A 24,551-nucleotide genomic window follows, 5' to 3' on the forward strand; every position below is an offset into this window, starting at 1 on the left:
GCGCCCCCTCCCCTCGCACGCTGCTGTGCCTCACGCGTACCCCCCTCAAGATCACTCATTGGTCGGTGTTGTGCCGGGCCTACCGGCTACCGGCCGTCATTCGGCGGTCGGTGGATGACGAGTGCTGCCGTAACCGCTGCCGCTGCGGCCGGCGCTGTCCGCTCACTTCGCGCAGACCGCCTTGTCCGCCTCGACCCGCTGGACCCCCTCGGGCGCCTGCTGCGGGGTTTCGGGCGCGCTGAGCGGCGCCCCGGGTTCCTTGAAGTCGGAGCCCAGTGTCAGCTTCATCGGGGTCCGCGGGCCGGCGTCCACGGAGCCCACCTTCAGGGCCGCGGCGGACAGGCCCATCATGTCGGCCAGCGCCCGGGCCTGGTCGGCCTGGTTGGGGGCGTACTCCAGCTGGGTGCTGCCCAGCCGCGCGGAGGCGTTGCCGTGGTTGCTGGCCTTGAGGACGCCCTTGGTGTTCTGCAGCCAGGTCAGGGTGGTGGAGGCCGATCCCGGGGGCCCGCCGCCGTTGTACACGTCCACCCGGACGTCCCCGGCGGGCGCGCGGCTGCCCTGGAGCAGCGCGTCCTGCCTGCTCTTGGCGTCGGCGTCGGCCGCTTCCTTCGCGGCCGCCTCCTTCTTCTCGACCTCGGTGAGCGAGACGTCCCCGCGGATCATCTGGAGCAGCGGTTCGGCCTGCCCGGAGTTGAGGACGACGGTCGCCTTCCGGTTCACCGGCTCGTTCGGGTTGTCGAGCACCGGCAGCGTCGTGAAGGTGATGTTCTTGAGGTTCATGTCCTTCAACTCACCGGCGAGATCGGTGAGCTTGCCGATGGACCCCAGCCCCTGGTCCACGGTCAGCGACTTGGTGGCCGCCTCCGCCAGCGAGAAGAACTTCTTCGGACTGGTCAGCGTCTCCTTGGACTTCATCTCCCGCATCATCGAACCGAGGAACTGCTGCTGGGTCTTGATCCGGTCCAGGTCGCTCTCGTTGCCGAAGGCGTGCCGCGTCCGTACGAAGGCCAGCGCCTGCTCGCCCGCCAGCCGGTGCTGGCCCGCCTTCAGGTCCAGTTTGGAATCGCGGTCGCTGACGTCCTTCTCCACGCAGACGGGCACCCCGCCCACCGCCGTGCTCAGGTTCTTCACCGCGTTGAAGTCGACCATCATGAAATTGTCGACCTCGATGCCGGTGAGCTGCTTGACCGTGCGCATAGTGCAGCCGGGGTCGCGCCCTTCCTGGCCCAGGCTGTTGTTGAAGCGGGTGCCCTTGGTGCCCGCGATCTCCTTCACCGAACCGTTCGGCTGCTTCGTCGGGCAGGCCGGGATGTCGGTGATCAGGTCGCGCGGGATGGACAGCGCGGTCGCGTTGCTGCGGTCCTTGGAGACGTGGAAGAGGATCGTGGTGTCGGCGTGGCCGACGCTCTCCGCGTCCCCGTAGCCCTCGTTGCCCTTGCCGCTGCGCTTGTCGGTGCCGATGACCAGGATGTTGATCGGCTGGTCCTTCTTGAAGCTGCCGCCCGCGCCGCCGGTGTCGATGACCTTGAGGTTGCCGTTCAGGTGCTCGTAGTAGAGGTACGAGCCGAGCCCGCCGCCGACCAGCAGCAGCGCCAGGGTTCCGCCCGTGACGACGAGGAGCTTGCGGCGCCGCGCCGGACCGCCGCCCCTGCGGGGGCGGCCGCCGCGCCGGCCGCCGGGCGGGCCGTCGCCGCGGCGGGGCCTGGGTACGGCGGGGGACGGTGCGGTCGGCGCCGAGGGAACGGTGGGGGCTCTGCGGGATCTGCGGGGCGCGGCCACGGTGTGCTGCTGCGCAGCGGAATCTCCCAGTCGCAGTTCGTAGTTGCCAGTGCGGGGATTGAGGACCCACTGGTCTGCGGGGTCGATCTCGTCCGCCCGCCCACGGCTTTGCGCATCCACGGTTGCTCGAATCCTCCGTCGGTGCTTCGCGACGCGCCTCCCCCCAGGCGCGCGGTCAACGATCCGGCTGCTGGTGCAGGGCCTCTTGACGGCCGGTGCACCGGATCGCTCACCTTATCCGGCCAGGTCAGCCCCAAACCATGCTGGTGAGAAAATCCACTCCCCCCATAACGCATCAAAGCGCCCATCCGGTTCGGTTGGACCTCCGGCTTTTGGATTGCTTTACCGGCAGTCGGCCGCAGCCGCCGTGGTTCCTGTGAAAGTGGGGACGGGAGTGGGGGCGACGGGGGTTCCGCTTCCGGCCGGCACCGGCCCGCCCGAACCCGCCGCCGTCCCGGATCCGTCCCGCTCACCGGCCACCTCGGCCGACTCCGGCCGCGGCTCCGGCTGCGGCTCCGGATCGGGCCGCGGGTCGGGTGGTGGGTCGGACTGCGGGTCGGGCGGCGGGGTGATCGTCAACGGCTGGTCCATCCGCAGCTGCTGGAACAGCCGGGCCGCGTCGGGCTCCGCCAGCTCGTCCCGGTTCGGGTCCGCGGCGTACGGCCGCCGGGGCACGGTCAGGAACTTGACCTGCTCGGTCGGTATGTCCCGTACGCCCCGTACGAGTTCGTACAGGCCGCGCAGCGACGCCAGCCCCGGGTCGGTGGTCACCGAGGAGGTGGCCGCGTCCAGCAGCGGATACAGCCGCGCCGGGTTCAGCAGCACCCCGTTGCTCTGCACCTTCTCCACGAGCGAGCCGAGGAACTGCTGCTGGCGCGCCATCCGTTCGGTGTCGCTGCCGTCGCCCAGCCCGTACCGGGCCCGGACGAAACCGAGCGCCTGTTCGCCCTGGAGCAGCTGGCGGCCCGCCGGGAGCCTGAGGTGCGCCTCCGCGTCCACCACCGGCCGGTCGAGGCAGACCTCCACCCCGCCGACGGCGTCCACCATCCGCTTGAACCCGCCGAAGTCCAGCACCATGTGGTGGTCGATCCGGATCCCGGTGAGCTTCTCGACCGTACGGATCGTGCAGGCGGCCCCGCCCCACTGGAAAGCCCAGTTGAACTGCGCGAACCGCTCGCCGGTGCGGGAGCCGTCCGGCCCCAGGCAGCCCGGGACCTCCGTCATCAGGTCCCGGGGTATCGAGACGGCCGTCGCGCTGCGCCGGTCCGCCGGCAGGTGCAGCAGGATCGTGGTGTCCGAGCGCTGGGTGCCCTGGTCCTGCCCGTAGCGCGCGTTCGCCGTACCCGAACGGGAGTCCGAGCCGATCAGCAGGATGTTCTGGGCGCCGGTGGCGAAGTGCGCCGGGCGCTCGCGCTCGTAGCGCCGCAGCTCGGCCTCGGCGGAGGTGTCCTCGGTGATGTTCCCGTCGAGCTTGGCGTACAGCCACCAGCCGGCGGCGGCCCCCGCCAGGACCAGCAGCACGGCCCCCAGCCCGATCCAGCGCAGCAGCCGGCGTCGCCGGCGGCCGCGCGGAGGCCTCCCAGTGCCTCCGGCCGCTCCGGCGTCGCCCGGTATGCCCGCGCTGTCCGTCACTCGCGTTCCGTCCCCTCGGCCTCCCGGAAACCAGCCGTACGGGTGAGTACGGCCTGGAGCCGATCCTGCCCCCGGGTGACCTGGGCGGCCCGGGGGCAGGGCCCTGGCAAGGGCCATTTGGGTGACAAATAGACCGGAGCCGCCGTTGGACGGTACGGGTGACGACGCCGCTCAGGCGGTGTGGGTGACGCGCTCGCTCTCGATCCGCTGCTCCAGCGCGGCCTGCGACAGCCGGTCCAGGTTGCGGCACAGCACCACGGAGCCGCCCGTGGCCAGGGCCCCGTACAGGCCGGCCGACAGCCCCTCCCAGGTCTCGTAGCCGAGCCCCGACAGCACCCGGGCGCCCTCGCCCCAGCCGCGCTTGACCGCGTCCTCGCGGGCCCGCTCGACCACGGCCGCGTACGAGAGCTCCTCGCCGCCGGCCACCAGGCCGGGGCCGTCGGCGTCGACGGGGGCGAAGGGCGCGAACCGGTCACCCTGCCCCGGCACCTCCACCGCGTAGTCCGCGAACCCGGCCGGCGGCTGCGGGAACCGCCCGCCCAGCGGACGCAGCGCGAGGGCGACCCGCTCGCCCGAGCAGGCGCGGGCCTCCTCGAGGGTGTCGGGCCCGCTCACCACCAGGTCGGCGCCGGCGGGATCCCCGCCCACCTCGGCGACCACCCCGACGGAGGCGCAGGCGAGCAGCCACACGGCGCTCTGCCAGTGCGCGGGGAGCAGCAGCGCGAGCCGGTCACCCGGTTCGGCGGCCAGGTCACCCTGGAGCAGATTGGCGGTCTTGGCCACCCAATTGGCGAAAGTGGCGACGGACAATTCGACGCGCTCGCCCGTGGCGTCGTCGTAGAAGGTGACGAGAGGGCGGCCCGGATCGGCGGCGAGCGCGGATCGCAGCAGGTCGGCAGGGGTGCGGTCAGTGGCGTTCACCCGGCCCAGCGTACGCGGGCCCGTCCCTCGTACGGAGGGCACCGGCTCGCCCGTACAGGGGAGTCGAGCCCGGCGGACCGTCGGACGGATCGTCAGTTCTCCGATGGCGGTTCGTGGTGGGTGTGCTCAGCATCGCTTCCATGCGTGCATTCCTTGCTTCCTCGATCGGCGTCGCGACGGCTGCCGCACTGGCCCTGCCGCTCGCGCTCCCCACGCCCGCCCTGGCCGAATCGACCCCGGTGCGGCCCGCCGGGTCCACCCAGTCACTGCCGCTCGTCCCCCTCGCGCCCTCGGGCGCCCGGATCCCCGGCGTACCCGGCATGAGCACCTCGCCCGCCCCGGCCGGGACCCGGGGCCTGGCCGCGCGCGAGGTCAAGACCTTCTCGCTCGTCGGCGTCGTCTGGGACGACGTGAGCACCCAGCTCGTCGGCCGGGTCCAGGTCCGCACCCGCGCGGTCGGCACGCACCGCTGGTCCGACTGGCAGGACGTCGAGACCCACAACGGCGAGCACGCCGCCGACCCCGACGCGGTGGAACGCGGCACCGGCCGCGTCCGCGGCAGCACCGCCCCGCTGTGGGTCGGCGCCTCCGACGGCGTGGAGGTCCGGGTCCAGGCGGAGAACGGCGCCACCCGGGCCGGGGCCCGCCTCCCCTCGGGCATGCGCATCGAACTCGTCGACCCGGGCGCGGAGCAGCCGGCCCCGGCACCCGACGGCAAGAACGGCGCGAACGGCGCCAACGGCCCGGCCGGGGACCGCCCGGCGACCCGCCCCGCGGAGCGCCCGGGGGAGCGCCCGGCGGACGGCCCCACGGATGACGACAAGGGCGACGCGGTGGCGCTGCCCGGGATGACCATGGAGGTGGCGGAGTCCTCCTCCGCCAACCTCCCGCACGCCCCGCTCGGCGCGCTGGAGATCCCCGCCCTGAACAAGGCGGACTCCACCGCCGACGCCGCCTTCGCGGACGACGGGGACCCCGGCCCGGCCGCCGCGCCGTACATCGGCCCGCGCCCGAAGATCGTCACGCGGCGCGGCTGGGGCGCGGACGAGACCCTGCGCGAGACCGGCTTCGTCTACACGAGCACCGTCAAGGCGGCCTTCGTCCACCACTCCGCCTCCGGCAACAACTACGCCTGCAAGGACGCCCCGGCGGTGCTGCGCAGCCTGTACCGCTACCACGTGATCAGCAGCGGTTGGCGGGACTTCGGCTACAACTTCGCCGTCGACAAGTGCGGGACGGTCTACGAGGGGCGGGCGGGCGGAGTCGCCAAGCCGGTGCTCGGGGCGCACACCATGGGCTTCAACGCGGACAGCATGGGCATCGCCGTGATCGGCAGCTACGGGTCCACCGCGCCGCCGGCCGTGGCCGTGGAGGCGGTGGCCCGCCTCACGGCCTGGAAGCTGGGCCTCTTCGGCGCCGACCCGCGCGCGAAGACCACCCTGAAGTCGGGCGGCGGCAACCGCTACCCGAAGGGCAGCAGCGTGAAGCTGAACGTCATCTCGGGCCACCGCGACGGCTTCGCCACGGAATGCCCGGGCCGCCTCCTCTACAACCAACTCCCCCCGACCCGCACCTCATCGGCGAAGCTCCAGGGCCGGTAGAGCGGGGGTACGCCGTCCAGCGGGGGCGGGGGCGGGGGCCGGGCGGTGGGGGAGCGGGGTTTCGGTGGGGCGGTCTCACAGTTGGTTTGGGGGTTTCCCGTCAGTCCCATCGTCCTTCCGTGTCGGGCCGGCCTGTCAAGGGCGCTCCTTCGTCGCGTCGCTTCGCGATGGCCTTCGGCCACCCTTGACAGCCCGTCCCGCCCCGGAAAGACAAGGACTGCCGGGAAGCCCCCAAGAGAACGGTCACGGGGCAAGAGTGGGAGGGACGGGTCCCTCAGCGATGAGGCGAGGGACCGGGGGCCGGCCCGCCGGGCATCCGGGCCCCTTGATCCCTGGTCCAGGGCCGGGAGCCCGACTACCTGCACCAAATGCTGACCAGATCCCCCTGCGGACCACCCAAGCGCATCAGATCGCTACGCGCTCCTCATATCTCGGCGTCCGGCGGCCGTCTTGGGCTGATACCGGCACCAAATGACGACCAGAGCAGCGCGGGAAGCGGATGGGCGCGTCAGATCGCTACGCGCTTCTCAGATCTCAGCGGCAGTCGGTCGTCTTGGGTTGATGGGGGCTTACTGCGGGGGTCGGGGTTGCTCGCCCAGGCGACGGGCCCTGACTGCAGCGGTGTACAACTCACGTGTCAGGTCTTCAGCACGGATTCCCAACTCGGCGAGGACGATGCGGACGTCATCGAGGGCTGAGGCCACGTCCTTCTCCTCTGCCAGGGTCTCCAGCTCCAGGAACGTCCCCTCCACCTCGGGGACGCGGACCAAAGTGGCGAGCATCTGCCTGCCCCGGGCCTCGAAGGCGTAGTTCCTGCACCGCTTCTCGAACGCGATGGCCGGCACGTAGCCGAGACCTCTCAGCGTGGCGTGTACGGCTTCCGCGTCCTCGACACGGGTCTCGTGCTCCGGCTTGGATCCGGATTCCTCGTCGACCCGGGCGCCCTTGTACGTGAGAACGGTGCGGGTCTCCTCCGGACCATGCACGGTCCGGACCCGAAGCTCTTCGTCCCGGGCCTCCAAGGCTCCATCCGCGGTGTCGTAGTAGGTGTCCTGGTACACCTCTGCCCGGCCCTCGGCCCGCTCATCCAGCTTTCGCAGCGTCTCGTGCGGCGAATGGACGCGCGCCTTCAGCTCCGCTTCGATCATCCGTCCGCCCCTCTCAAACCGTGCGGGTGGCAGATTCATGCCCTTCCCACCCCGCGTCGAACGCACTGACGAACATGGGGGAGTCAGCCTCCGTGGCGCGTCTGGCCGCGAATTCACCACGGCCGTCGCCAACGTCGAACCCGCCAACGACCAGCCCAAGACGGCCGTTGGCCGCTGAGATACGAGGAGCGCGTAGCGATCTGACGCGCCCATGCGCTTCCCGCGCTGCTCTCGTCAGCATTTGGTGCAGGTAGTCGGGCTCCCGGCCCGGATACAGGACCGTGAGGGCCCGGATGCCCGGCGTGGCAAGGGAAGACCCCTCGCCTCATCGCTGAGGCGCCCGTCCCTCCCACTCTTGCCCCGTGACCGTTCTTTTGGGGGTTTCCCGGCAGTCTTCGTTTTTCCGGGGCGGGACGGTCTGTCAAGGGTGGCCGAAGGCCATCGCGAAGCGACGCGACGAAGGAGCGCCCTTGACAGGCCGGCACGACACGGAAGGACGATGGGACTGACGGGAAACCCCCAAACCAGCCCTGAGACCGCCCCGGGGGATACGGCTCCCCGGCCACCGGCCCGCAGACAAGGGGGCGAGGGGGAGATGGCGGGCCCGCGCCGAGTCGGGGTCGGCCCTCTCCCGGGCGGCTACGCTCGACGCATGGCCGGCCGTTTCACCCCCTCCACCCGCACCACCGTCCGCGGCGGCCACACCGCCGTGCCCGCGGGCCAGGGGCGCGCCGTCGGGGCGGGCGGGAAGGGGCGGAGCTGGAACCCGGGTGTCCCGGTGGACCTCGGGCTGGTGCTCGGCCCCCTGCGCCGCGGCCCCGGCGACCCCACCTTCCGCACCACCCCCGACGGCTCCGTCTGGCGCGCCACCCGCACCCCCGAGGGCCCCGCCACGCTCCGGGTGGCCGCCACCCCCGACGGGGTGGACGCCGAGGCATGGGGCCCCGGCCGGGACTGGGTGCTCGCGCAGCTCCCCCCGCTGCTCGGAGCCGACGACGACCCCTCCGCCTTCGTCCCCCGCCACCGCCTCGTGCACGCCAGCCACCGCAGCCGCCCCGGCCTGCGCCTCACCCGCACCGGGCTGGTGCTGGAGTCGCTGATCCCGACCGTCCTGGAGCAGAAGGTCACCGCCGACGAGGCCTACCGCGCCTGGCGCCGCCTGGTACGCCAGTACGGGGAGCCCGCGCCCGGGCCGCTGGGGCAGGAGCTGTACGTGATGCCCGACGCCCGCGCCTGGGCGCTGATCCCCTCCTGGGACTGGCACCGGGCCGGGGTGGACATGAAGCGCTCGGCCACCATCGTGCGCGCCGCCCGGGTGGCGCACCGCCTGGAGGAGGCCGCCGCGATGGACCTCGCGCAGGCCTCCGCCCGCCTGGAGGCCGTTCCCGGCATCGGTCCCTGGACCTCCGCCGAGACCCTCCAGCGCAGCAACGGCGCGGCCGACGCCGTCACCACCGGCGACCTCCACCTCCCCGGCATCATCGGCTACGCCCTCGCGGGCGACCGCGACGCCGACGACGCCCGGATGCTGGAGCTGCTGGCCCCGTACGCCGGCCAGCGCCACCGTGCGGCCCGCCTCGTCCTGCTGGCCGGCCGCACCCCGCCCCGCCGCACGCCCCGCATGCCGCGCGGCGACATCGGCCGGCTCTAGGCTCTGGCGCAGCTCAGCGCACCTCGATGAAGTCCTCCGCCGTCCGCGCCGCGCGTGCGGCGGCCGGCGCCGCCGGGTGGCCCACCGCGACCGCGCCCATCGGGTCCCAGTCGTCCGGCAGCGCGAGCACCTTGCGCACCACGTCCCGGCAGAACATCGTCGAGGACACCCACGCCGATCCGAGCCGCTCCCCGGCCAGCGCGACCAGGAAGTTCTGCACGCCCGCGCCCATGGCGACGACGAACATCTCCCGCTCGGCCGCGTCCCGCCGTGCGTGGTCGTAGGTGTGGGCCCCGTCCGTGACCATGCACGGCACCACCAGGTACGGCGCGCCCCGCAGCACGTCCCCGCGCCGCACCCGCTTCGCGATGGACTCCTCGGACTTGCCGTCACCGCGCAGGTCCGCGATCCACGCGTCCCGCATCGCGTCCAGCAGCTCCAGCCGGGCCGCGGCCGACTCGAGCAGCACGAACCGCCACGGCGTCGTGTGGTGCGGGGCCGGGGCGGTGACCGCCGCCGCCACGGCGCGGCGTACCGCGCCCGGGTCGACCGGCTCGTCGGTGAAGGCCCGTACGGTACGCCGCTGCGTGACGGCCTCCCGTACGGCTTCCGAGGTGCCCAGGCGGAACATGTCGTCGGCCGGGGCGCGCACCAGGTCCCGCGCCGAGGAGCCCTCGCCGCACAGGTGCGCCAGCCCGCGGACGACGGCCACGGGCAGACCGGCGGCCTTGCCCTTGACCAGGTCGCCGGCGGCGGCCAGTTCGTCGGCGGTGGCGACCACGGTCGCGCTCAGCGGGTTGCCGTGCGCGTCGGTGCCGCCCCGCAGGTCGTCCAGCACCCGCACCCCGGCCGCGCCGATGGCGACGTCGGTCAGCCCGTCGCGCCAGGGCCGGCCGAAGGTGTCGGTGACGACGACGCCCACGTCGACCGAGAGCGCGGCCCGCAGTCCGTCCCGGATGGCCGCCGCCGAGGCGTCGGGGTCCTCGGGCAGCAGCAGTACGGTGCCGGGCTCGGTGTTCGAGGCGTCGACCCCGGCCGCCGCCATCACCAGCCCCTGCCGGTTCTCGACGATCCGCAGCGGGCCCCGGCGCGCGACGACCCGTACGGTCTCGGCGTCTATGGCGTCCTCGCGGGAGTCGGCCCGGACGATCCGCCCCTCGGCCTTCGAGACGATCTTCGAGGTGACCAGCAGGACGTCCCCGTCGCGCAGGCCCGGTTCCGCTTCCGCGATCAGCCGGGCCAGGTCGTCGCCGGGCCGGACCTCGGGGATGCCGGCGACGGCCCGCACCTCGTAGGAGGGCACGGTCACCGGGCGGCCTCCGCTAGTTCCAGCGCGGCCCGGGCCATCGCGGCGGTCGCGGCCACGTCGGTCATCATGAGCGGCACGGCCCGGCAGGCGATGTCCGCGGCGCCGACCTCGGCGACCGCGTCGGCGTCGGAGGTGTCCACGAGCCAGCCGTCCAGCAGCCCGGAGCCGTAGTGCAGGGCGACGGCCGCGGCCGTCGACTCCACGCCGACCGCGGCGAGGACCTTGTCGGCCATGCCGCGCACGGGCGCTCCGCCGACGATGGGGGAGAGGCCGACGACCGGCGCCGGGGAGGCGGCCAGGGCCTCGCGGATGCCGGGCACGGCCAGGATGGTGCCGATGGAGACGACCGGGTTGGAGGGCGGGAAGAGGATGACGTCGGCCTCGGCGATGGCCTCGAGTACGCCCGGGGCGGGCTTGGCCTGCTCGGCGCCGACGGGGACGACCGCCTCGGCGTCGAGGGAGGCGCGCAGCTTGACCCAGTACTCCTGGAAGTGGACGACCCTGCGTTCGCCGGTCTCGGGGTCGGTGATCGCGACGTGGGTCTCGACCCGGTCGTCGGACATGGGCAGCAGCCGGACCCCGGGCTGCCAGCGGTCGCAGAGGGCTTCGGTGACGGCGCTGAGCGGGTAGCCCGCGCCGATCATCTGCGTACGGACGATGTGGGTGGCGAAGTCGCGGTCGCCGAGGCCGAACCAGGAGGGTCCGACCCCGTACGCCGCGAGTTCTTCCTTGAGGGTGAAGGACTCGTCGGTGCGGCCCCAGCCCTGGTCCTCGTTGATGCCACCGCCGAGGGTGTACATCACGGTGTCCAGGTCGGGGCACACCTTCAGCCCGAACAGGTGAATGTCGTCACCGGTGTTGCCGATGACCGTGATGTCCGCGTCGGGGACCGCCGACTTCAGTCCGCGGAGGAAACGGGCGCCGCCGATGCCGCCGGCCAGAACAACAATGCGCATGCACCGCAGTGTGTCAGGCCGGTACGCGTTCCCCGCGGGCCGGGGAGCAGCTGTGCATCGGCATTTCGGTCAGGCCGGGGAAGTACACGTGCAGGCTGACCGCTCCGTCGAGGGTGTCGTTGACGACCTCGTGGGCGTAGCCGGGGGCGAAGACCCGCTGGCCGCCCGCGCGGTGGCTGAGCCGTCCGCGGGGGGTGTGCTCGGTGAGCTCGCCTTCGAGGACGGTCAGGATGCCGGAGGAGGCGCCGTGGTCGTGCAGGCCGCTGCCCTGGCCGGGGACCCAGCTGAGCAGCCAGACCTCATAGCCGGGGCCGGTGCGCAAGCGGTGGTACCAGCGGGTGGTGGCGTCGTACTGGACCAGGTGTTCCCAGCTCGCGCGGTCCTCGGCGATCGACCGGGCGAGGCCGGCGAACTCGGCGACGGTGACCGGGTGTTCGCGGGCGGGCTGGAGGAGGTGCTGGACGGCGAGGATGTCGCCGGCGATCTGGAGGTCGCTCTCGACGACGGGCGACGGGGCCGACGGAGCGGCCGTGGCGGCGGCCGTGGCGGCGCTCGCGGAAGCGGTCGTGGCCGTGGTCGCGGGGGCGGTGGGGGCTGCGTGGGCGCTGTTCATCGTGGGGGTGTCCTCGACGGATGTCAGTCGTGCGGGGCGGTTGCTGTGGGGGTGTGGCCGGAGCTCAGGGGAGCCGGGGCTCCGCGGGCATCAACAGCTGCAACAGCAACAGCGAACCTGGGCAGCACGCAGGAACCCACGAATGGGGGTCCGGGTGGCGGCTGCGGGCGCTGACATGGAGACAAGGAGACCGGGCGGAGGGCCGGACTGTCAACCCAATGTCCGGTTTGAGGGAAAAGTTTCACCTCATCCGGTTACCGTGTGCGGAGAAAGGTTTGTGCACTCTCCGTAAGGGGATGTGCCGCTCCGAGCCCACGGGAACCAACCTCAAACCCGTTGGCGTCACTCGTGATCGGAATGTGATCCCAGCCGCATCTTCGGCTGAATCGCAACCCCACCACAGAGTGACGCGTCGACCACGAACGAGGGTGGCACTCGCGAGCCACGTGTGGCTTGTGTCACGATTTTTGGCGATATGAACACTTTCTGCATAGCCTTGGTTCCGCAGAGTGAATAAGGCGCCCAATAGCAGATCTCGGCTTGACTGGGCAGGAGCCACACACTTGTAATTTCACTCGTGTCGTTACCTGACGATCAGTAACGGCAACACCACGGGGACGCACAGACAGAGCGAGGGGCGCACATGACCGAGCTGTTTCAGGAACTGCTGGTCGAAGAGGCGGACGAGGAGCTCGGATGGCAGGAGCGCGCACTGTGCGCCCAGACCGACCCCGAATCCTTCTTTCCCGAGAAGGGCGGCTCGACCCGTGAGGCCAAGAAGGTCTGCCTCGCCTGCGAGGTCCGCTCCGAATGCCTCGAGTACGCCCTCGCCAACGACGAGCGATTCGGCATCTGGGGCGGACTGTCCGAGCGCGAGCGGCGCCGGCTGAAAAAAGCAGCGGTCTGAAACAGCCGTCTGAAACAGCCGTCTGAAACAGCCGTCTGAAACAGCCGTCTGAAGCAGCGGTCCGAAACGGTCGCAGAGCAGCAGAAACAGCACCGGACAAAGCAACAGACTGAGCAAACGGTCCGCCTCCCGCACCTTCCCCGCAGGAGGCGGACCGTCGCGTTCAGGGCCTTCCCCCGACCAGGCGGACCCTCCCCTTCCAAGCCGTTAGTGTGGGGCGCTGTCCAGCAGCCTCCGAGGGCGAACCACCCCCGGATCCCCAGGCCGGAGGGCCCGTACCGCGATGTCCCTGCACAGCAACTCGACGGCCTCGCACCAGGCGGCCGCCACACCCGAGTTCCCCCGGCACGTCGTCACCGCGGTCCTCGTCGCCCACGACGGAGCCCGCTGGCTGCCTCAGACCCTCGCCGGACTCCTCGCCCAGGAACGCCCCGCGCAGAACCACGTCGCCGCCGACACCGGCAGCGCCGACGACTCCGCGCGACTGCTCGTCCAGGCCTTCGGCGAGGACCGCGTCCTGCACCTCGCCCGCCGCACCGGCTTCGGCGCCGCCGTCGACGAAGCCGCCCGCAGCGCCGGCGTCCTGACCCCCGAGGAACTCCCGTACCTCAAGCGCCCCAGCGGCTGGGACCCCGTCAGCCGCACCTGGCGCGACGACACCTACGACCTCCCCGACCTCCCCCACGGCGAACCCGTCCAGTGGCTCTGGCTGCTCCACGACGACAGCGCCCCCGAGCCCGACGCCCTCACCGAACTGCTGCGCGTCGCCGACGAGAACCCCGACGCCGCCGTCATCGGCCCCAAACTGCGCGGCTGGTACGACAGGAAGCAGCTCCTCGAAGCCGGCGTCACCATCGCCCGCGGCGGCCGCCGCTGGACCGGCCTCGACCGCCGCGAACAGGACCAGGGCCAGCACGACCAGGTCCGCCCCGTCCTCTCCGTCTCCACCGCCGGCATGCTGCTGCGCCGCGACGTCTACGACGCCCTCGGCGGCTTCGACCGCCGCCTGCCCCTCATGCGCGACGACGTCGACCTCTGCTGGCGCGCCCACAGCGCCGGCCACACCGTCCTCGTCGCCCCCGACGCCGTCCTGCGCCACGCCGAGGCCGCCGCCCGCGAACGCCGCACCGTCGACTGCGCCGGCCGCTCCGCCGTCGGCCCCCACCGCGTCGACAAGGCCGGCGCCGTCCACACCATGCTGGCCAACACCCCCGGCCGCGCCCTGCCCTACGTCCTGCTGCGCCTGATCACCGGCACCCTGCTGCGCACCCTCGGCTACCTCATCGGCAAGGCCCCCGGCCAGGCCGTCGACGAGATCACCGGACTCCTCGCCACCCTGCTGCGCCCCGGCCGCCTGCGCGCCGCCCGCAAGGCCCGCCGCCGCCCCGCCGTCCCCGCCGCCGAACTGCGCCCCCTCTTCCCGCCGCCCGGCGCCACCCTGCGCGCGAGCGCCGAACAGCTCGCCGGATACCTCGGCTCCGGCCGGGACACCGACCCCGCCCCCGCCGGCCGGCACGGCGGAGCCCTCGAATCCGGTCCCGGCGGCGACGACGCCGACTACCTGGCGGCCCAGGACTCCGGCCGGCTCAAGCGGATCGCCCGCAACCCCGCCCCCGTCCTCTTCGCCGGCCTGCTCCTCGCCTCCCTCGTCGCCTGCCGCGCCCTCATCGGCGGCGGCAGCCTCATGGGCGGCGCCCTGCTCCCCGCCCCCGCCGACGGCCTCGCCCTGTGGCACGGCTACACCGGCGACTGGCAGCCCGTCGCCGCCGGCACCACCGCCGGGGCGCCCCCCTACCTCGCGATCCTGGCCGCCCTCTCCGCCCTCTTCCTCGGCTCCACCCAGGCCGCCCTGACCCTGCTGCTCGTCTGCTCGGTCCCCCTCGCCGGACTCACCGCCTACTTCGCCTCCCGCCCGCTCGTCACCTCCCGGCTGCTGCGCGCCTGGGCCGCCGTCGCCTACGCCTTCCTCCCCGCCGTCACCGGAGCCCTCGCCGGCGGCCGGCTCGGCACCGCCGTCCTCGCCGTACTGCTGCCGCTCATCGCCCGCTCCGCCGTCACCGCCTGCGGCTTCGCCGACACCGGGGCGAGCGGCGGCCGGCGCGCGGTGTGGACGTACACCCTGCTGCTGACCCTGGCCACCGCCTTCACCCCCGTCGTCTGGCCGCTCGCTGCCGTCCTCGGCGCCGCCGCGCTCCTCGCGCGCCGCGCGCGCTGGAAGACTTACGCCCCCCGCCTGTTCGCCGCCCTCGCCGTACCCCTGATCGTCCTCGCCCCCTGGTCCCTGGGCCTGTTCACCCACCCCGCCCGCTTCCTGCGCGAGGCCGGACTGCCCTACGGCAGCGGCTCCGCCACCGCCCTCGACCTCCTCGGCGCGAGCCCCGGCGGCCCAGGCACCACCGGCGGACCGCTCCTCGCCGGCACCCTGCTCGCCGCCCTGGCCGCCCTGCTCCGCGCCGACCGCCGCCTCGCCGTCCGCACCGCCTGGGCCGCCGCCCTCGCCGGGCTGCTCCTCGCCGTGCTGCTGAACCGCAGCGGCTGGGCGGGCCCCGGCACCCTCCTGTACGGGCTCGCGCTGCTCGCCGCCGCCGCCCTCGGCGCGGACGGGGCCCGGGAGCGGGTCGCCACCCGCAGCTTCGGCTGGCGCCAGCCGCTCGCCGCCCTCGTCGCCCTCGCCGCCGCGGCCGGCCCCCTGCTCCTCGGCGCCGCCTGGACGGCCGCCGGCGCCGACGGACCGATCAAGCGGCGCGACCCCGTCCAGGTCCCGGCCGTCGTCGCCGAGCACTCCAACGACACCAACCGCACCCGCACCCTGGTCCTCGGCGGGGACTCGCCCGCCACCGTCTCCTACGCCCTGGTCCGCGGCTCCGGCGCCCGCCTCGGCGACGGCGAACTCCTCGCCGCGGCCGGCCCCGAACCCCGCCTCGCCAAGGCCGTCTCCAGCCTGGTCTCCGGCTCCGGAGCCAACCAGTCCGAGCAGCTCAGCGCCTTCGCCGTGCGCTACGTGATGATCCCGCCCGGCGGCTCCGTCCCGATGCGCCGGATCCTCGACGGCACCCCCGGTCTCAAGCAGCGCCACCAGAACGACGGCACCGCCCTCTGGGAGGTCGAACGGCTGACCGCCCGCGTGGTGATCGTCCCCGGCCAGCAGGGCCAGGCCCCCATCACCGTCGACGCCGGACCCGTCGAGGCCCACGCCGACGTCCCGGAGGGCCCCGAGGGCCGCACCCTGCGCATCGCCGACCGGGCCGACCCGGGCTGGCGCGCCACCCTCGACGGCAAGCCGCTCACGCCCAAGACCGTCGACGGCTGGGCGCAGGGCTTCGCGCTGCCCGCGGAGGGCGGCCGCCTCGACCTCGTCCACCAGGACTCCCTTCCCCGCGACGCCTGGCACTGGGCGCAGGGGCTCCTGGCCCTGGTGCTGCTGGTGATGGCCCTGCCCGGCCGCCCCGCCCGCCTCGACGACGACCTGCCGGAGGAGGCCGAGACCGCCGCCCCCCTCGGGGACCGGCCGGGCGAGCCCGCACAGGGCCGCCGCGCCCGCCGGACGGCCGCGCCCGCCCCGCCCGAGCCCGAACCGGCACCGGCGCAGGCCCTCGTGGACCCGTACGCGCAGATCCCGGCGCAGCAGGTGTACGGGGAGGAGTCGTACGCCTACCAGGAGCCCTACCCGTACGAACCGCAGCAACAGCAGCACCACCAGCAACAGCAGCAGCCGCCGTACGACGCGTACGGGCAGTACGGGCAGCAGTACGCCGACCCCTACCCCCAGCCCCAGGAACAGCTCCACTTCCCGCAGCAACAGCAGCCCCACCCGTACGAGTACGAGCAGCAGTACGACGCCTACGGACAGCCGATGCCGCGTCCGGACGGGAGCCCCCAGCAGTGAAGCAGCGCGCCCCCCTGACGCTCGCGGCCGTGACGGCCTCGCTGGCCGCCGTCACCGCACTGGCCTTCCTCACCGCCCCCGCCGCCGCCCCGGCCGCAGGCGACCGCCGGGCGGCCGCCGCCCGGATGCCGGTGGAGCGGTCCGTGCTGGTGTGCCCGGCGCCCAGCTCCTCGGACATCGCCGAGACCACCTACACCTCCCTCACCCCGGGCAAGGGCGGCGGCGGGGGCGCGGCCCGGCTCGGCAACAAGGACGGCAAGACGGTCCTGGAGCCCAAGGAGCCCGGCAAGCCCGTCGCGGCCACCGCCTCCGGCGCCGAGGCACCCGCGCTGACGGGCGCCGCCGAGGGCGCCCTGGCCCCCGGCTGGACCGCCCAGCAGACCACCAAGGTCTCCGTCGGTCAGGCCCGCGGCCTGCTCGGACTCGCCTGCACGGTCCCCGGTACCGACTTCTGGTTCCCCGGCGTCAGCACCGCCAAGGGCCGCCAGGACTACGTCCACCTCACCAACCCCGACGACACCGTCGCCGAGGTGGAGATCAAGCTCTACGGCCCCGACGGGCTGCTCAAGGACAAGCCGGGCACCGTCGACCCCGTCATCCGGGTCGACCCCCGGTCCACCACCAAGGTGCTGCTGTCCTTCCTCGCCCCCGACAGCCAGCTCGCGGACGTCACCGCGCACGTGAGGACCAGCTCGGGCCGGGTCGGCGCCTCCACGCAGGTCGCCGAGGACGGGGTCGGCGCCGACTGGCTGCCGGCCTCCGCCGGCCCGACGGGCACCCTGGTCCTGCCCGGCATCCCCGCCGACGCCACCTCCGTACGGCTGGTCGCCTTCGCCCCCGGCGAGGACGACGCCGACCTCACCGTGAAGCTGTCCGGCCCGACCGGCCCCCTCAGCCCGGCCGGCAAGGAGCGGCTGCACGTCAAGGCCGGCATGACGGCGAGCCTGGACCTGGGCGACGTGACCCGCGGCGAGGCCGGCTCCCTGCTGCTGGCCCCCGCCGACCCGAAGAAGGCCGTACCCGTGGTCGCGGCCCTGCGCGTGGTCCGCGGCACCGCCGCCAAGCAGGAGCTGGGCTTCGTCCCGGCGAGCGCCCCCGTGGGCGAACGGGCCACCGTCGCGGACAACCGGGCCGACGACAAGGCCACCGTCCTCACCCTCACGGCCTCCGGCGGCGCCGACGCCAAGGTCCGCGTCACCGCCTCCCCGGGCACCGAGGGCGGCCAGCAGGCCGTACAGGAGATCACCGTCAAGGCGGGCACCACCCGCACGGTCACCCCGCCACCGGCCCCCTCGGGCGGCAAGGGCCCCTACGCCCTGACGGTCGAGACCCTCTCCGGCGGCCCCGTCCACGCGGCCCGCACCCTGACCCTGCCGCACGACGGGATCCCGATGTTCACCGTCCAGGCCTTCGGCGACGACCGCTCCATGGTCTCGGTCCCCCGGGCCGTCGAGGACCCGGCGATCCTGCTCCGCTGAGGCCGCCGCCCCCGGTACGGATCAGTCCTGCCCGTACCGGGGGTCCACCGTCTCCGGCGAGAGCCCGAGCAGCTCCGCCACCTGCTCCACCACGATCTCGTGCACCAGCAGCGCCCGCTCGTCCCGCGTCTTCGCCCGGATCTCCACCGGCCGCCGGAACACCACGATCCGCGCCGGCTTCCCGTCACGGGCCTCCACCAGCCCGCCCAGCGGCACCGCCTCGTCGTTCCACCCCGCGTCGGGACCGCCCGGCGGCCCCGGCACGTCCGCGATCACGAACTCCACCTCGGCCAGCTGCACCCAGCGCCGCTCCAGCCGCTCCACGGAATCCCGTACGAGGTCGCCGAACAGCTCCGCCCGGCTCGCGGACAGCGGCACCTGCGGCGGGGCCAGCGGCCCGCGCATCCCCCGCCCGTGCCGGTCACGCCGCCGCGGCCGCGGCTCGGAAGGGGCCCCGGCGGGAACCGCGGGGCGGGGAGGAAGCGCACTGTCCGTCACCCCCGCAGGGTAGCCCTCACCCCGGGCCAGGACCCGATACGGTCACGACCTGGTGTCACGACGGTGTCACCCTCCGAACGATCCGGCCAAGATCGGGACGCGTTACGGACTCGATGCCCCTCTTCGTCACCCACCGCCGAGCACGGGCGGAGCACGACACGGGGGAGCGGCCCGGGGGAGAGTCGTCGCGGCCCGGTCAAGAGTGCGGTACCGTCCAACGTCGTGAGCCTTGTACGTCGCTGTTCGCGCACCGCGTGCGGCCGCCCTGCCGTCGCCACACTGACGTACGTCTACGCCGACTCGACCGCAGTTCTCGGCCCGCTCGCCACCTACGCCGAACCCCACTGCTACGACCTGTGCGCCGAGCACTCGGAGCGCCTGACCGCCCCGCGCGGCTGGGAAGTCGTACGCCTGTCGGACGGTTCCGGCCCGTCACGCCCCAGCGGCGACGACCTCGAAGCCCTGGCCAACGCCGTCCGCGAGGCGGCCCGTCCGCCCGAGCGCGCGGCCGAGGCCGGCGGGGGCGGACCGCGCGGCCCGGTGGCCGGCGAGACGCGCCGCGGACACCTGCGCGTCCTGCGCTCGCCCGACTCCTGACACCCGGATCGTCTGAAAAGCGGCTCTCCGTACAGGGTAGGTTTGCTCCACCGCACAGAACCTTCAGGAGGGCAGGCAGTGGCCGCAGATCTTTCGAACATCGTCAAGGCCTACGACGTACGTGGCGTCGTACCGGACGAGTGGGACGAGCCCCTGGCAGAGCTGTTCGGTGCTGCGTTCGTCGAGGTCACCGGCGCCACGGCGATCGTCATCGGCCACGACATGCGGCCCTCCTCGCCCGGCCTGTCGGCCGCCTTCGCCCGAGGCGCGGCCGCCCGCGGCGTCGACGTCACCCTCATCGGGCTGTGCTCCACCGACCAGCTGTACTACGCCTCCGGCAAGCTGGACCTGCCCGGCGCCATGTTCACGGCCTCGCACAACCCGGCCCAGTACAACGGCATCAAGCTCTGCCGCGCCGGTGCCGCCCCCGTGGGCCAGGACACCGGCCTCGCCACCATCCGCGAGCTCGCCGAGAAGTGGACCGACGAGGGCGCCCCCGCGATCCCCGCCGGCACCGTCCCGGGCACCATCACCGAGCTGGACAGCCTCCCCGGCTACGCCGAGCACCTCAAGGGCCTGGTCGACCTCACCGCCATCCGCCCGCTCAAGGTCGTCGTCGACGCGGGCAACGGCATGGGCGGCCACACCGTCCCCACCGTCTTCGAGGGCCTCCCGCTGGACCTCGTCCCCATGTACTTCGAACTGGACGGGACCTTCCCCAACCACGAGGCCAACCCCCTCGACCCGAAGAACATCGTCGACCTCCAGGCCCGCGTGAAGGCCGAGGGCGCCGACCTCGGCCTCGCCTTCGACGGCGACGCCGACCGCTGCTTCGTCGTCGACGAGCGCGGCGAGGGCGTCTCCCCGTCCGCGATCACCGCCCTGGTCGCGGCCCGCGAGCTGGCCCGCAACGGCGGCACCGGCACCGTGATCCACAACCTGATCACCTCCTGGTCCGTCCCGGAGGTCGTCCGCGAGAACGGCGGCACCCCCGTCCGCACCCGCGTGGGCCACTCCTTCATCAAGGCGGAGATGGCCACCTCCGGCGCCATCTTCGGCGGCGAGCACTCCGCGCACTACTACTTCAAGGACTTCTGGAACGCGGACACCGGCATGCTCGCCGCGCTCCACGTCCTCGCGGCCCTCGGCGGCCAGGAGGGCACCCTCTCCGACCTGGTCTCCTCCTACGACCGCTACGTCGGCTCGGGCGAGATCAACTCCACCGTCGCCGACCAGGCTGCCCGCACCGCCGAGGTCAAGGCCGTCTACGGCTCCCAGGAGGGCGTCACCATCGACGAACTCGACGGCCTCACGGTGACCACCGCCGACTGGTGGTTCAACCTGCGCCCCTCGAACACCGAGCCGCTCCTGCGCCTCAACGTCGAAGCCCGCGACCAGGCCACCCTGGCCAAGATCCGCGACGAGGTCCTCGCCCTCGTCCGCGCCTGATCCGGCGCACCCGGCGGGGTCGGACACAACCGGCCCCGCCAAATCCAGCCTCGCCTGGGGGCACCTCCCAGCGGTAGCTGGGGGAGTTTGAGGCGCGGGGGCTCGGGGGCAGAGCCCCCGCAACGGACCCGCACCCGACCAGACCCCGGGCGGAGCCCATACGCGGACGGGGGCGCCACCCCACCCTTCAGGCCGCACCGCAGGTGACTCGGCGGTACGCTGACCTCGCCCAATCCGCATCCCCGAAGGGAACCGCCCCCATGCCGCTCGAAGCCGGCCTGCTGGACATCCTCGCCTGCCCCGCCTGCCACGCTCCGCTCCAGGACAACTCGGCAGACGAGACCGCACCCGAGCTGATCTGCACCGGCCAGGACTGCGGCCTCGCGTACCCGGTCCGCGACGGCATCCCGGTCCTCCTCGTGGACGAGGCCCGCCGCCCCGCCTGACCCGGCGCCGCCCCACCGCTCGACCAGCCTGGATCCGTCAACACCGCCGGAGGCCCCCATGCTCGACGAGTCACTCCTCGACGCACCGGACGATCTCGCCCGTGCCGACCGCCGCGGCCTGCTCCGCGGCGCCGCCGAGGCCGGGGCCAGAGTCCGCACCGCCGCCCGGCACGCGACCGAGGCGGGCCTCGCGGACCTGCGCCCCGACGGGCGCCCCCGCGCCGTCCTCATCGCCGGCCCCGGCACCGCGGCCACCGGGGTCGCCGACCTCCTCGGCGCCCTCGCCGGAGCCTCCGCCCCGGTCATCCGCCTGCACCCCACCGGCGTCGCGCACGCCGCCGGGGCGCTGCGCTGGGCGCTGCCTGGCTGGGCGGGCCCCGTGGACCTGCTGCTCATCGCCACCACCGACGGCACCGAGCCCGGCCTCGCGGTCCTCGCCGAGCAGGCCTACCGGCGCGGCTGCTCCGTGGTCGCCGTCGCCCCCGAGCGCTCACCGCTCAGCGAGGCGGTGGACGGCGCGCACGGGGTCCTCGTACCGATGGCCAAGGCCCCGTACCAGGAGTACGACGAGTCCGCCGCGGCCGGACCCGGCGCCCTCTGGGCCCTGCTGACCCCGCTGCTGGTCCTCCTCGACAAGGTCGGGCTGATCAGCGCCGACCCCCAGGCCCTCCAGCGCGTCGCCGACCGGCTCGACCGCACCGCCGAACGCTGCGGCCCGGCCATCGCCACGTACTCCAACCCGGCCAAGACCCTCGCCGCCGAACTCGCCGACTCCCTCCCGCTCATCTGGAGCGAGGGCGAAGGAGCCGCCCCCGCCGGCCGCCGCTTCGCCGCCACCCTCGCCGAACTCGCCGGCCGCCCCGCGCTCGCCGCCACCCTCCCGGAGGCGCTGCCCGCCCACGGGGTGCTGCTCGCCGGCTCCTTCGCGGCCGGAGCCGACCCCGACGACTTCTTCCGCGACCGCGTCGAGGAGCCCCAGGCCCTGCGCGCCCGCGTCGTTCTGCTGCGCGACCGGCCCACCGGCGGTCTCACGGCCGCCCCGGCCGCGCGCGAGCTCGCCCTCAGCCACGACACGGCCATCAGCGAACTCGAACCGGAGGAGGGCGGAGAGCTGGAACAGCTTGCCGAACTCCTCGCCGTCACGGACTTCGCCACCGCCTACCTGGCGCTGGCCGGCCGCGGACACAGCGGACACAACTGAGGCACACACCCGTGCCCGCACCACATCCAGATCCAGGAAGACGACGACGATGGACCGCCTGACGAACACGATCCGCCCCTACGCGTGGGGATCCACCACCGCGATCCCGGCCCTCCTCGGGGTCGAGCCCACCGGTGAACCCCAGGCGGAGATGTGGATGGGCGCCCACCCCGGCGCCCCCTCCCGCCTCGACCGCGGCGCCGGCGAGACCAGCCTGTCCGCCGTCATCGCCGCCGACCCCGAGGGCGAGCTCGGTTCCGCCGCCGTCGCCAAGTTCGGGCCCCGCCTGCCCTTCCTCCTCAAGCTCCTCGCCGCCGGCGCCCCCCTCTCCCTCCAGGTCCACCCCGACCTGGCCCAGGCCAAGGCCGGCTTCGAGGACGAGGAGCGGCGCGGCGTCCCCATCGACGCGGGCCACCGCAACTACAAGGACGCCAACCACAAGCCCGAGCTGATCTGCGCGCTCACCCCCTTCGACGGCCTGTGCGGCTTCCGCCCGCCGCTGGAGGCCGCCGCCCTCCTCGAAGGCCTCGGCGTCGACTCCCTCAAGCCGTACGTCGACCTGCTGCGCGCCCACCCCGAGGAGGCGGCCCTGCGCGAGGTCCTCACCGCCGTCCTCAGCGCCGACCGCCAGGAGATGGCCCACACGGTCGCCGCGGCCGCAGCCGCCGCCGAGCGCCTCGAAGGCCCGTACAAGCCCTACGCGGGACTCGTCCACGACTACCCGGGCGACCCGGGCGTCATCGCGGCCATGCTCCTCAACCACGTCCGGCTCCAGCCCGGCGAGGCCATGTTCCTCGGCGCCGGCATCCCGCACGCCTACCTCGACGGCCTCGGCGTCGAACTCATGGCCAACTCCGACAACGTGCTGCGCTGCGGGCTCACCCCCAAGCACGTGGACGTCCCCGAGCTGCTCAAGGTCGTCATCTTCGAGCCGAGCGCCCCGGGCGTCCTGCGCCCCGAGGGCGACGGCGAGGAGGTCTACGAGACCCCCATCGACGAATTCCGGCTCTCCCGCCACGTCCTGGCCCCCGGCGCCGCCCCCCGCACCCTCCCGGCAGGCGCCCCGCAGATCCTGCTCTGCACCGCCGGCACCCCCCGCGCCGGCGAACTGACCCTCGCCCCGGGCGAGTCGGTCTTCGTCCCCGCAGGCGAAAAGACCGAACTGTCCGGTACCGGCACCGTCTTCCGGGCCACCGTATTGCTCTGACTTGACGATCCTCGCCCCCGTGGATGGAGGCGATTCCCCTCAGCTCGCCTGGGCGGGCGCCGGGGCTTCACGCAACCGCCGCCGACCGTCGGCCGGGACTCGCACCGTTCTGGTGCTGCGCGTGCTGTTGATGTCCGAGCCACTCGTCCGGCGGGCTCGGGCCTCGATCTCGACCGAGGCGTTGTGGTCGGCGTCGTCTTCGTGCCCGCAGCGGGTGCAGGCGAACAGCCGGCCGCATCCCTGACGGGATTGGGGATCGACCAGGCCGCAGGCGGCGCAGGTCTGGGAGGTGTGGAACGGCGGCACGGCGACGAGGACGGACCCGTATATGCGGGTCTTGTACTCGAGTTGCCGCCGTCGTTCGCCCGGGGTGCCATCGAGGATGGCCCGGTTCAGGCAGGCCTTGGCCCGGACCTTCTTCCCTGGCGTCTCGACGCTGCCCTTCGCGGTCTTGGTCATGTTCTTCACGCGCAGGTCCTCGATGCCGATCATTAGGTGAGCTGCCGCGCCCTGCGCTGCTCCAGTGCTTTGAGTCGCTTGCGTTCGTTGGGGGTGAGTGTCGACGGCATGGAGCGGGGCGTGGTTTCGGTGGAGACGAACGCGGAGGCGGTGACGCCGAAGTCCACCCCGCACGAGGGCTTCCCGTTCGGCACCCCAGGCTGACGTCCGGTGTGAACACCGAAGGAGATGTGCCAGCCACCGGCGTCCCGGGAGACGGTTGCGTTTCGGATCGTTCCCCCGATCCCCCGGGAGAGCCTGAAGCGCAGCCATCCGAGCCTGGGAAGACGCACCTCGGCCCATTTGCGGTTGACCTTGCGGACTTCCACCGCTTGGCCAGGGAGCGAGACCGAGAGGCGGTGGCCGCGCTTTTTCCGCCTCGGAAATCCGGCTCGTAGGTTCGAGTTCCAGAAGTTGTCGTAGGCCTGGTCCAGCTGACGCAGGATCTGCTGCCCCGCCTGCGCGGGCAGGTCTTTGATCCAGCCCAAGTCTGCACGGGCGGCGGTCAGGTACTTGCACTGCTCGGCCGACCGCAGGGTGTACCTGCGCTGCTCCCACAGATACACCCGCTGTTCCAGAGCAACATTCCACAGGGCTCGCGCCGTGTGTCCCCACCTGGTCAGGACCTGATCCTGGACCGTGGTGGGGTACGCACGGTACCTGCGCCCCATGTCAGCCTTCATGTCCCTATCGTGCCGACGACGTGTCACCGATACAGGGCGAGACCGGAAATAGACCGACATTGCGCTGTCGTGGTGCACTCGAACGTGGGGT

The 24,551-nt window shown here is 73.3% G+C and carries 20 protein-coding genes; 10 read left to right on the forward strand and 10 right to left on the reverse strand.

The window, feature by feature from the left end; translation table 11 throughout:
* Positions 1-162: 162 nt before the first annotated feature.
* The 3 genes from OOK34_RS16310 to OOK34_RS16320 all read right to left on the reverse strand — a co-directional run bounded on the left by OOK34_RS16310 (position 163) and on the right by OOK34_RS16320 (position 4,332).
* The gene (locus tag OOK34_RS16310; RefSeq protein WP_267034602.1) at positions 163-1,899 is read right to left on the reverse strand and encodes an LCP family protein; all 1,737 of its coding nucleotides are present in this window, start codon (positions 1,897-1,899) and stop codon (positions 163-165) included.
* 222 nt (positions 1,900-2,121) lie between these two features.
* Positions 2,122-3,411 (reverse strand): LCP family protein, encoded by a 1,290-nt coding sequence (locus OOK34_RS16315; RefSeq protein WP_267034603.1) that lies wholly within the window; start codon positions 3,409-3,411, stop codon positions 2,122-2,124.
* Positions 3,412-3,582: 171 nt separating this feature from the next.
* Positions 3,583-4,332, reverse strand: coding sequence for a TIGR03089 family protein (locus OOK34_RS16320; protein ID WP_267034604.1), 750 nt, complete (start codon positions 4,330-4,332; stop codon positions 3,583-3,585).
* Between the two features lie 140 nt (positions 4,333-4,472).
* Here OOK34_RS16320 and OOK34_RS16325 point away from each other — a divergent pair, with 140 nt between their 5' ends.
* Entirely contained in the window at positions 4,473-5,933 is a 1,461-nt protein-coding gene (locus tag OOK34_RS16325; RefSeq protein WP_267034605.1) for a peptidoglycan recognition protein, read from the forward strand.
* Between the two features lie 569 nt (positions 5,934-6,502).
* On the opposite strand, the gene cyaB is transcribed toward OOK34_RS16325, so the two are convergent.
* Complete coding sequence (cyaB, locus tag OOK34_RS16330) at positions 6,503-7,081, reverse strand: class IV adenylate cyclase (RefSeq protein WP_267034606.1); 579 nt, start codon at positions 7,079-7,081, stop codon at positions 6,503-6,505.
* 652 nt (positions 7,082-7,733) lie between these two features.
* On the opposite strand from cyaB, the gene OOK34_RS16335 reads away from it, so the two are divergent.
* Complete coding sequence (locus OOK34_RS16335; protein WP_267034607.1) at positions 7,734-8,732, forward strand: DNA-3-methyladenine glycosylase; 999 nt, start codon at positions 7,734-7,736, stop codon at positions 8,730-8,732.
* A 13-nt stretch (positions 8,733-8,745) separates the two neighbouring features.
* Here OOK34_RS16335 and OOK34_RS16340 read toward each other — a convergent pair whose 3' ends face one another.
* The 3 genes from OOK34_RS16340 to OOK34_RS16350 are packed head-to-tail and all read right to left on the reverse strand — an operon-like array spanning position 8,746 to position 11,610.
* Positions 8,746-10,041: a coenzyme F420-0:L-glutamate ligase gene (locus OOK34_RS16340; RefSeq protein WP_267034608.1), complete on the reverse strand. Its 1,296-nt coding sequence runs from the start codon at positions 10,039-10,041 to the stop codon at positions 8,746-8,748.
* Positions 10,038-10,997 carry a 2-phospho-L-lactate transferase gene (cofD, locus tag OOK34_RS16345; RefSeq protein ID WP_267034609.1) on the reverse strand — a complete coding sequence of 320 codons (960 nt, stop codon included), beginning with the start codon at positions 10,995-10,997 and terminating at the stop codon, positions 10,038-10,040. Before cofD ends, OOK34_RS16340 begins: the two co-directional genes overlap by 4 nt.
* 13 nt (positions 10,998-11,010) lie before the next feature.
* Positions 11,011-11,610, reverse strand: coding sequence for a cysteine dioxygenase family protein (locus OOK34_RS16350; RefSeq protein WP_267034610.1), 600 nt, complete (start codon positions 11,608-11,610; stop codon positions 11,011-11,013).
* Positions 11,611-12,253: 643 nt separating this feature from the next.
* On the opposite strand from OOK34_RS16350, the gene OOK34_RS16355 reads away from it, so the two are divergent.
* From OOK34_RS16355 to OOK34_RS16365, 3 genes are all read left to right on the forward strand, one after another.
* The gene (locus OOK34_RS16355) at positions 12,254-12,517 is read left to right on the forward strand and encodes a WhiB family transcriptional regulator (protein WP_003983763.1); all 264 of its coding nucleotides are present in this window, start codon (positions 12,254-12,256) and stop codon (positions 12,515-12,517) included.
* 283 nt (positions 12,518-12,800) lie between these two features.
* Positions 12,801-16,403: a glycosyltransferase gene (locus tag OOK34_RS16360; protein ID WP_267034611.1), complete on the forward strand. Its 3,603-nt coding sequence runs from the start codon at positions 12,801-12,803 to the stop codon at positions 16,401-16,403.
* A complete protein-coding gene (locus OOK34_RS16365) occupies positions 16,400-17,881 on the forward strand; it encodes a DUF5719 family protein (RefSeq protein ID WP_267034612.1) in 1,482 nt (493 codons plus the stop codon). Before OOK34_RS16360 ends, OOK34_RS16365 begins: the two co-directional genes overlap by 4 nt.
* Before the next feature lie 21 nt (positions 17,882-17,902).
* Here the strand turns inward: OOK34_RS16365 and OOK34_RS16370 are convergent, their stop codons facing one another.
* Positions 17,903-18,286, reverse strand: coding sequence for a metallopeptidase family protein (locus OOK34_RS16370; RefSeq protein ID WP_267034613.1), 384 nt, complete (start codon positions 18,284-18,286; stop codon positions 17,903-17,905).
* A 315-nt stretch (positions 18,287-18,601) separates the two neighbouring features.
* Between OOK34_RS16370 and OOK34_RS16375 the strand changes: the two genes are divergently transcribed.
* The 5 genes from OOK34_RS16375 (at position 18,602) to manA (ending at position 23,279) form a co-directional block, all read left to right on the forward strand.
* Positions 18,602-18,976: a DUF3499 domain-containing protein gene (locus OOK34_RS16375; RefSeq protein ID WP_267034614.1), complete on the forward strand. Its 375-nt coding sequence runs from the start codon at positions 18,602-18,604 to the stop codon at positions 18,974-18,976.
* A gap of 78 nt (positions 18,977-19,054) precedes the next feature.
* Complete coding sequence (locus tag OOK34_RS16380; RefSeq protein ID WP_267034615.1) at positions 19,055-20,425, forward strand: phosphomannomutase/phosphoglucomutase; 1,371 nt, start codon at positions 19,055-19,057, stop codon at positions 20,423-20,425.
* A gap of 260 nt (positions 20,426-20,685) precedes the next feature.
* The gene (locus OOK34_RS16385) at positions 20,686-20,871 is read left to right on the forward strand and encodes a Trm112 family protein (protein WP_267034616.1); all 186 of its coding nucleotides are present in this window, start codon (positions 20,686-20,688) and stop codon (positions 20,869-20,871) included.
* Between the two features lie 58 nt (positions 20,872-20,929).
* Positions 20,930-22,072 carry an SIS domain-containing protein gene (locus OOK34_RS16390; protein WP_267034617.1) on the forward strand — a complete coding sequence of 381 codons (1,143 nt, stop codon included), beginning with the start codon at positions 20,930-20,932 and terminating at the stop codon, positions 22,070-22,072.
* Positions 22,073-22,121: 49 nt separating this feature from the next.
* Positions 22,122-23,279, forward strand: coding sequence for a mannose-6-phosphate isomerase, class I (gene manA, locus OOK34_RS16395; RefSeq protein WP_267034618.1), 1,158 nt, complete (start codon positions 22,122-22,124; stop codon positions 23,277-23,279).
* A gap of 39 nt (positions 23,280-23,318) precedes the next feature.
* Here the strand turns inward: manA and OOK34_RS16400 are convergent, their stop codons facing one another.
* Together OOK34_RS16400 and OOK34_RS16405 are read right to left on the reverse strand one after the other, a co-directional pair.
* The gene (locus OOK34_RS16400; RefSeq protein ID WP_267034619.1) at positions 23,319-23,771 is read right to left on the reverse strand and encodes a transposase; all 453 of its coding nucleotides are present in this window, start codon (positions 23,769-23,771) and stop codon (positions 23,319-23,321) included.
* On the reverse strand, positions 23,771-24,460 hold the full coding sequence (locus OOK34_RS16405) for a transposase (protein WP_267034620.1): 690 nt from the start codon (positions 24,458-24,460) through the stop codon (positions 23,771-23,773). Before OOK34_RS16405 ends, OOK34_RS16400 begins: the two co-directional genes overlap by 1 nt.
* Positions 24,461-24,551 lie beyond the last annotated feature (91 nt).

It is taken from the genome of Streptomyces sp. NBC_00091 (assembly GCF_026343185.1).
Lineage (GTDB): Bacteria > Actinomycetota > Actinomycetes > Streptomycetales > Streptomycetaceae > Streptomyces.

Coding starts and splice junctions, on each gene's coding strand:
- OOK34_RS16325 (WP_267034605.1), top strand. CDS start 4,473: ATGCGTGCATTCCTTGCTTCCTCGATCGGCGTCGCGACGGCTGCCGCA.
- cyaB (WP_267034606.1), bottom strand. CDS start 7,081: ATGATCGAAGCGGAGCTGAAGGCGCGCGTCCATTCGCCGCACGAGACG.
- OOK34_RS16335 (WP_267034607.1), top strand. CDS start 7,734: ATGGCCGGCCGTTTCACCCCCTCCACCCGCACCACCGTCCGCGGCGGC.
- cofD (WP_267034609.1), bottom strand. CDS start 10,997: ATGCGCATTGTTGTTCTGGCCGGCGGCATCGGCGGCGCCCGTTTCCTC.
- OOK34_RS16350 (WP_267034610.1), bottom strand. CDS start 11,610: ATGAACAGCGCCCACGCAGCCCCCACCGCCCCCGCGACCACGGCCACG.
- OOK34_RS16355 (WP_003983763.1), top strand. CDS start 12,254: ATGACCGAGCTGTTTCAGGAACTGCTGGTCGAAGAGGCGGACGAGGAG.
- OOK34_RS16360 (WP_267034611.1), top strand. CDS start 12,801: ATGTCCCTGCACAGCAACTCGACGGCCTCGCACCAGGCGGCCGCCACA.
- OOK34_RS16370 (WP_267034613.1), bottom strand. CDS start 18,286: ATGCGCGGGCCGCTGGCCCCGCCGCAGGTGCCGCTGTCCGCGAGCCGG.
- OOK34_RS16385 (WP_267034616.1), top strand. CDS start 20,686: ATGCCGCTCGAAGCCGGCCTGCTGGACATCCTCGCCTGCCCCGCCTGC.
- OOK34_RS16390 (WP_267034617.1), top strand. CDS start 20,930: ATGCTCGACGAGTCACTCCTCGACGCACCGGACGATCTCGCCCGTGCC.
- manA (WP_267034618.1), top strand. CDS start 22,122: ATGGACCGCCTGACGAACACGATCCGCCCCTACGCGTGGGGATCCACC.
- OOK34_RS16400 (WP_267034619.1), bottom strand. CDS start 23,771: ATGATCGGCATCGAGGACCTGCGCGTGAAGAACATGACCAAGACCGCG.
- OOK34_RS16405 (WP_267034620.1), bottom strand. CDS start 24,460: ATGAAGGCTGACATGGGGCGCAGGTACCGTGCGTACCCCACCACGGTC.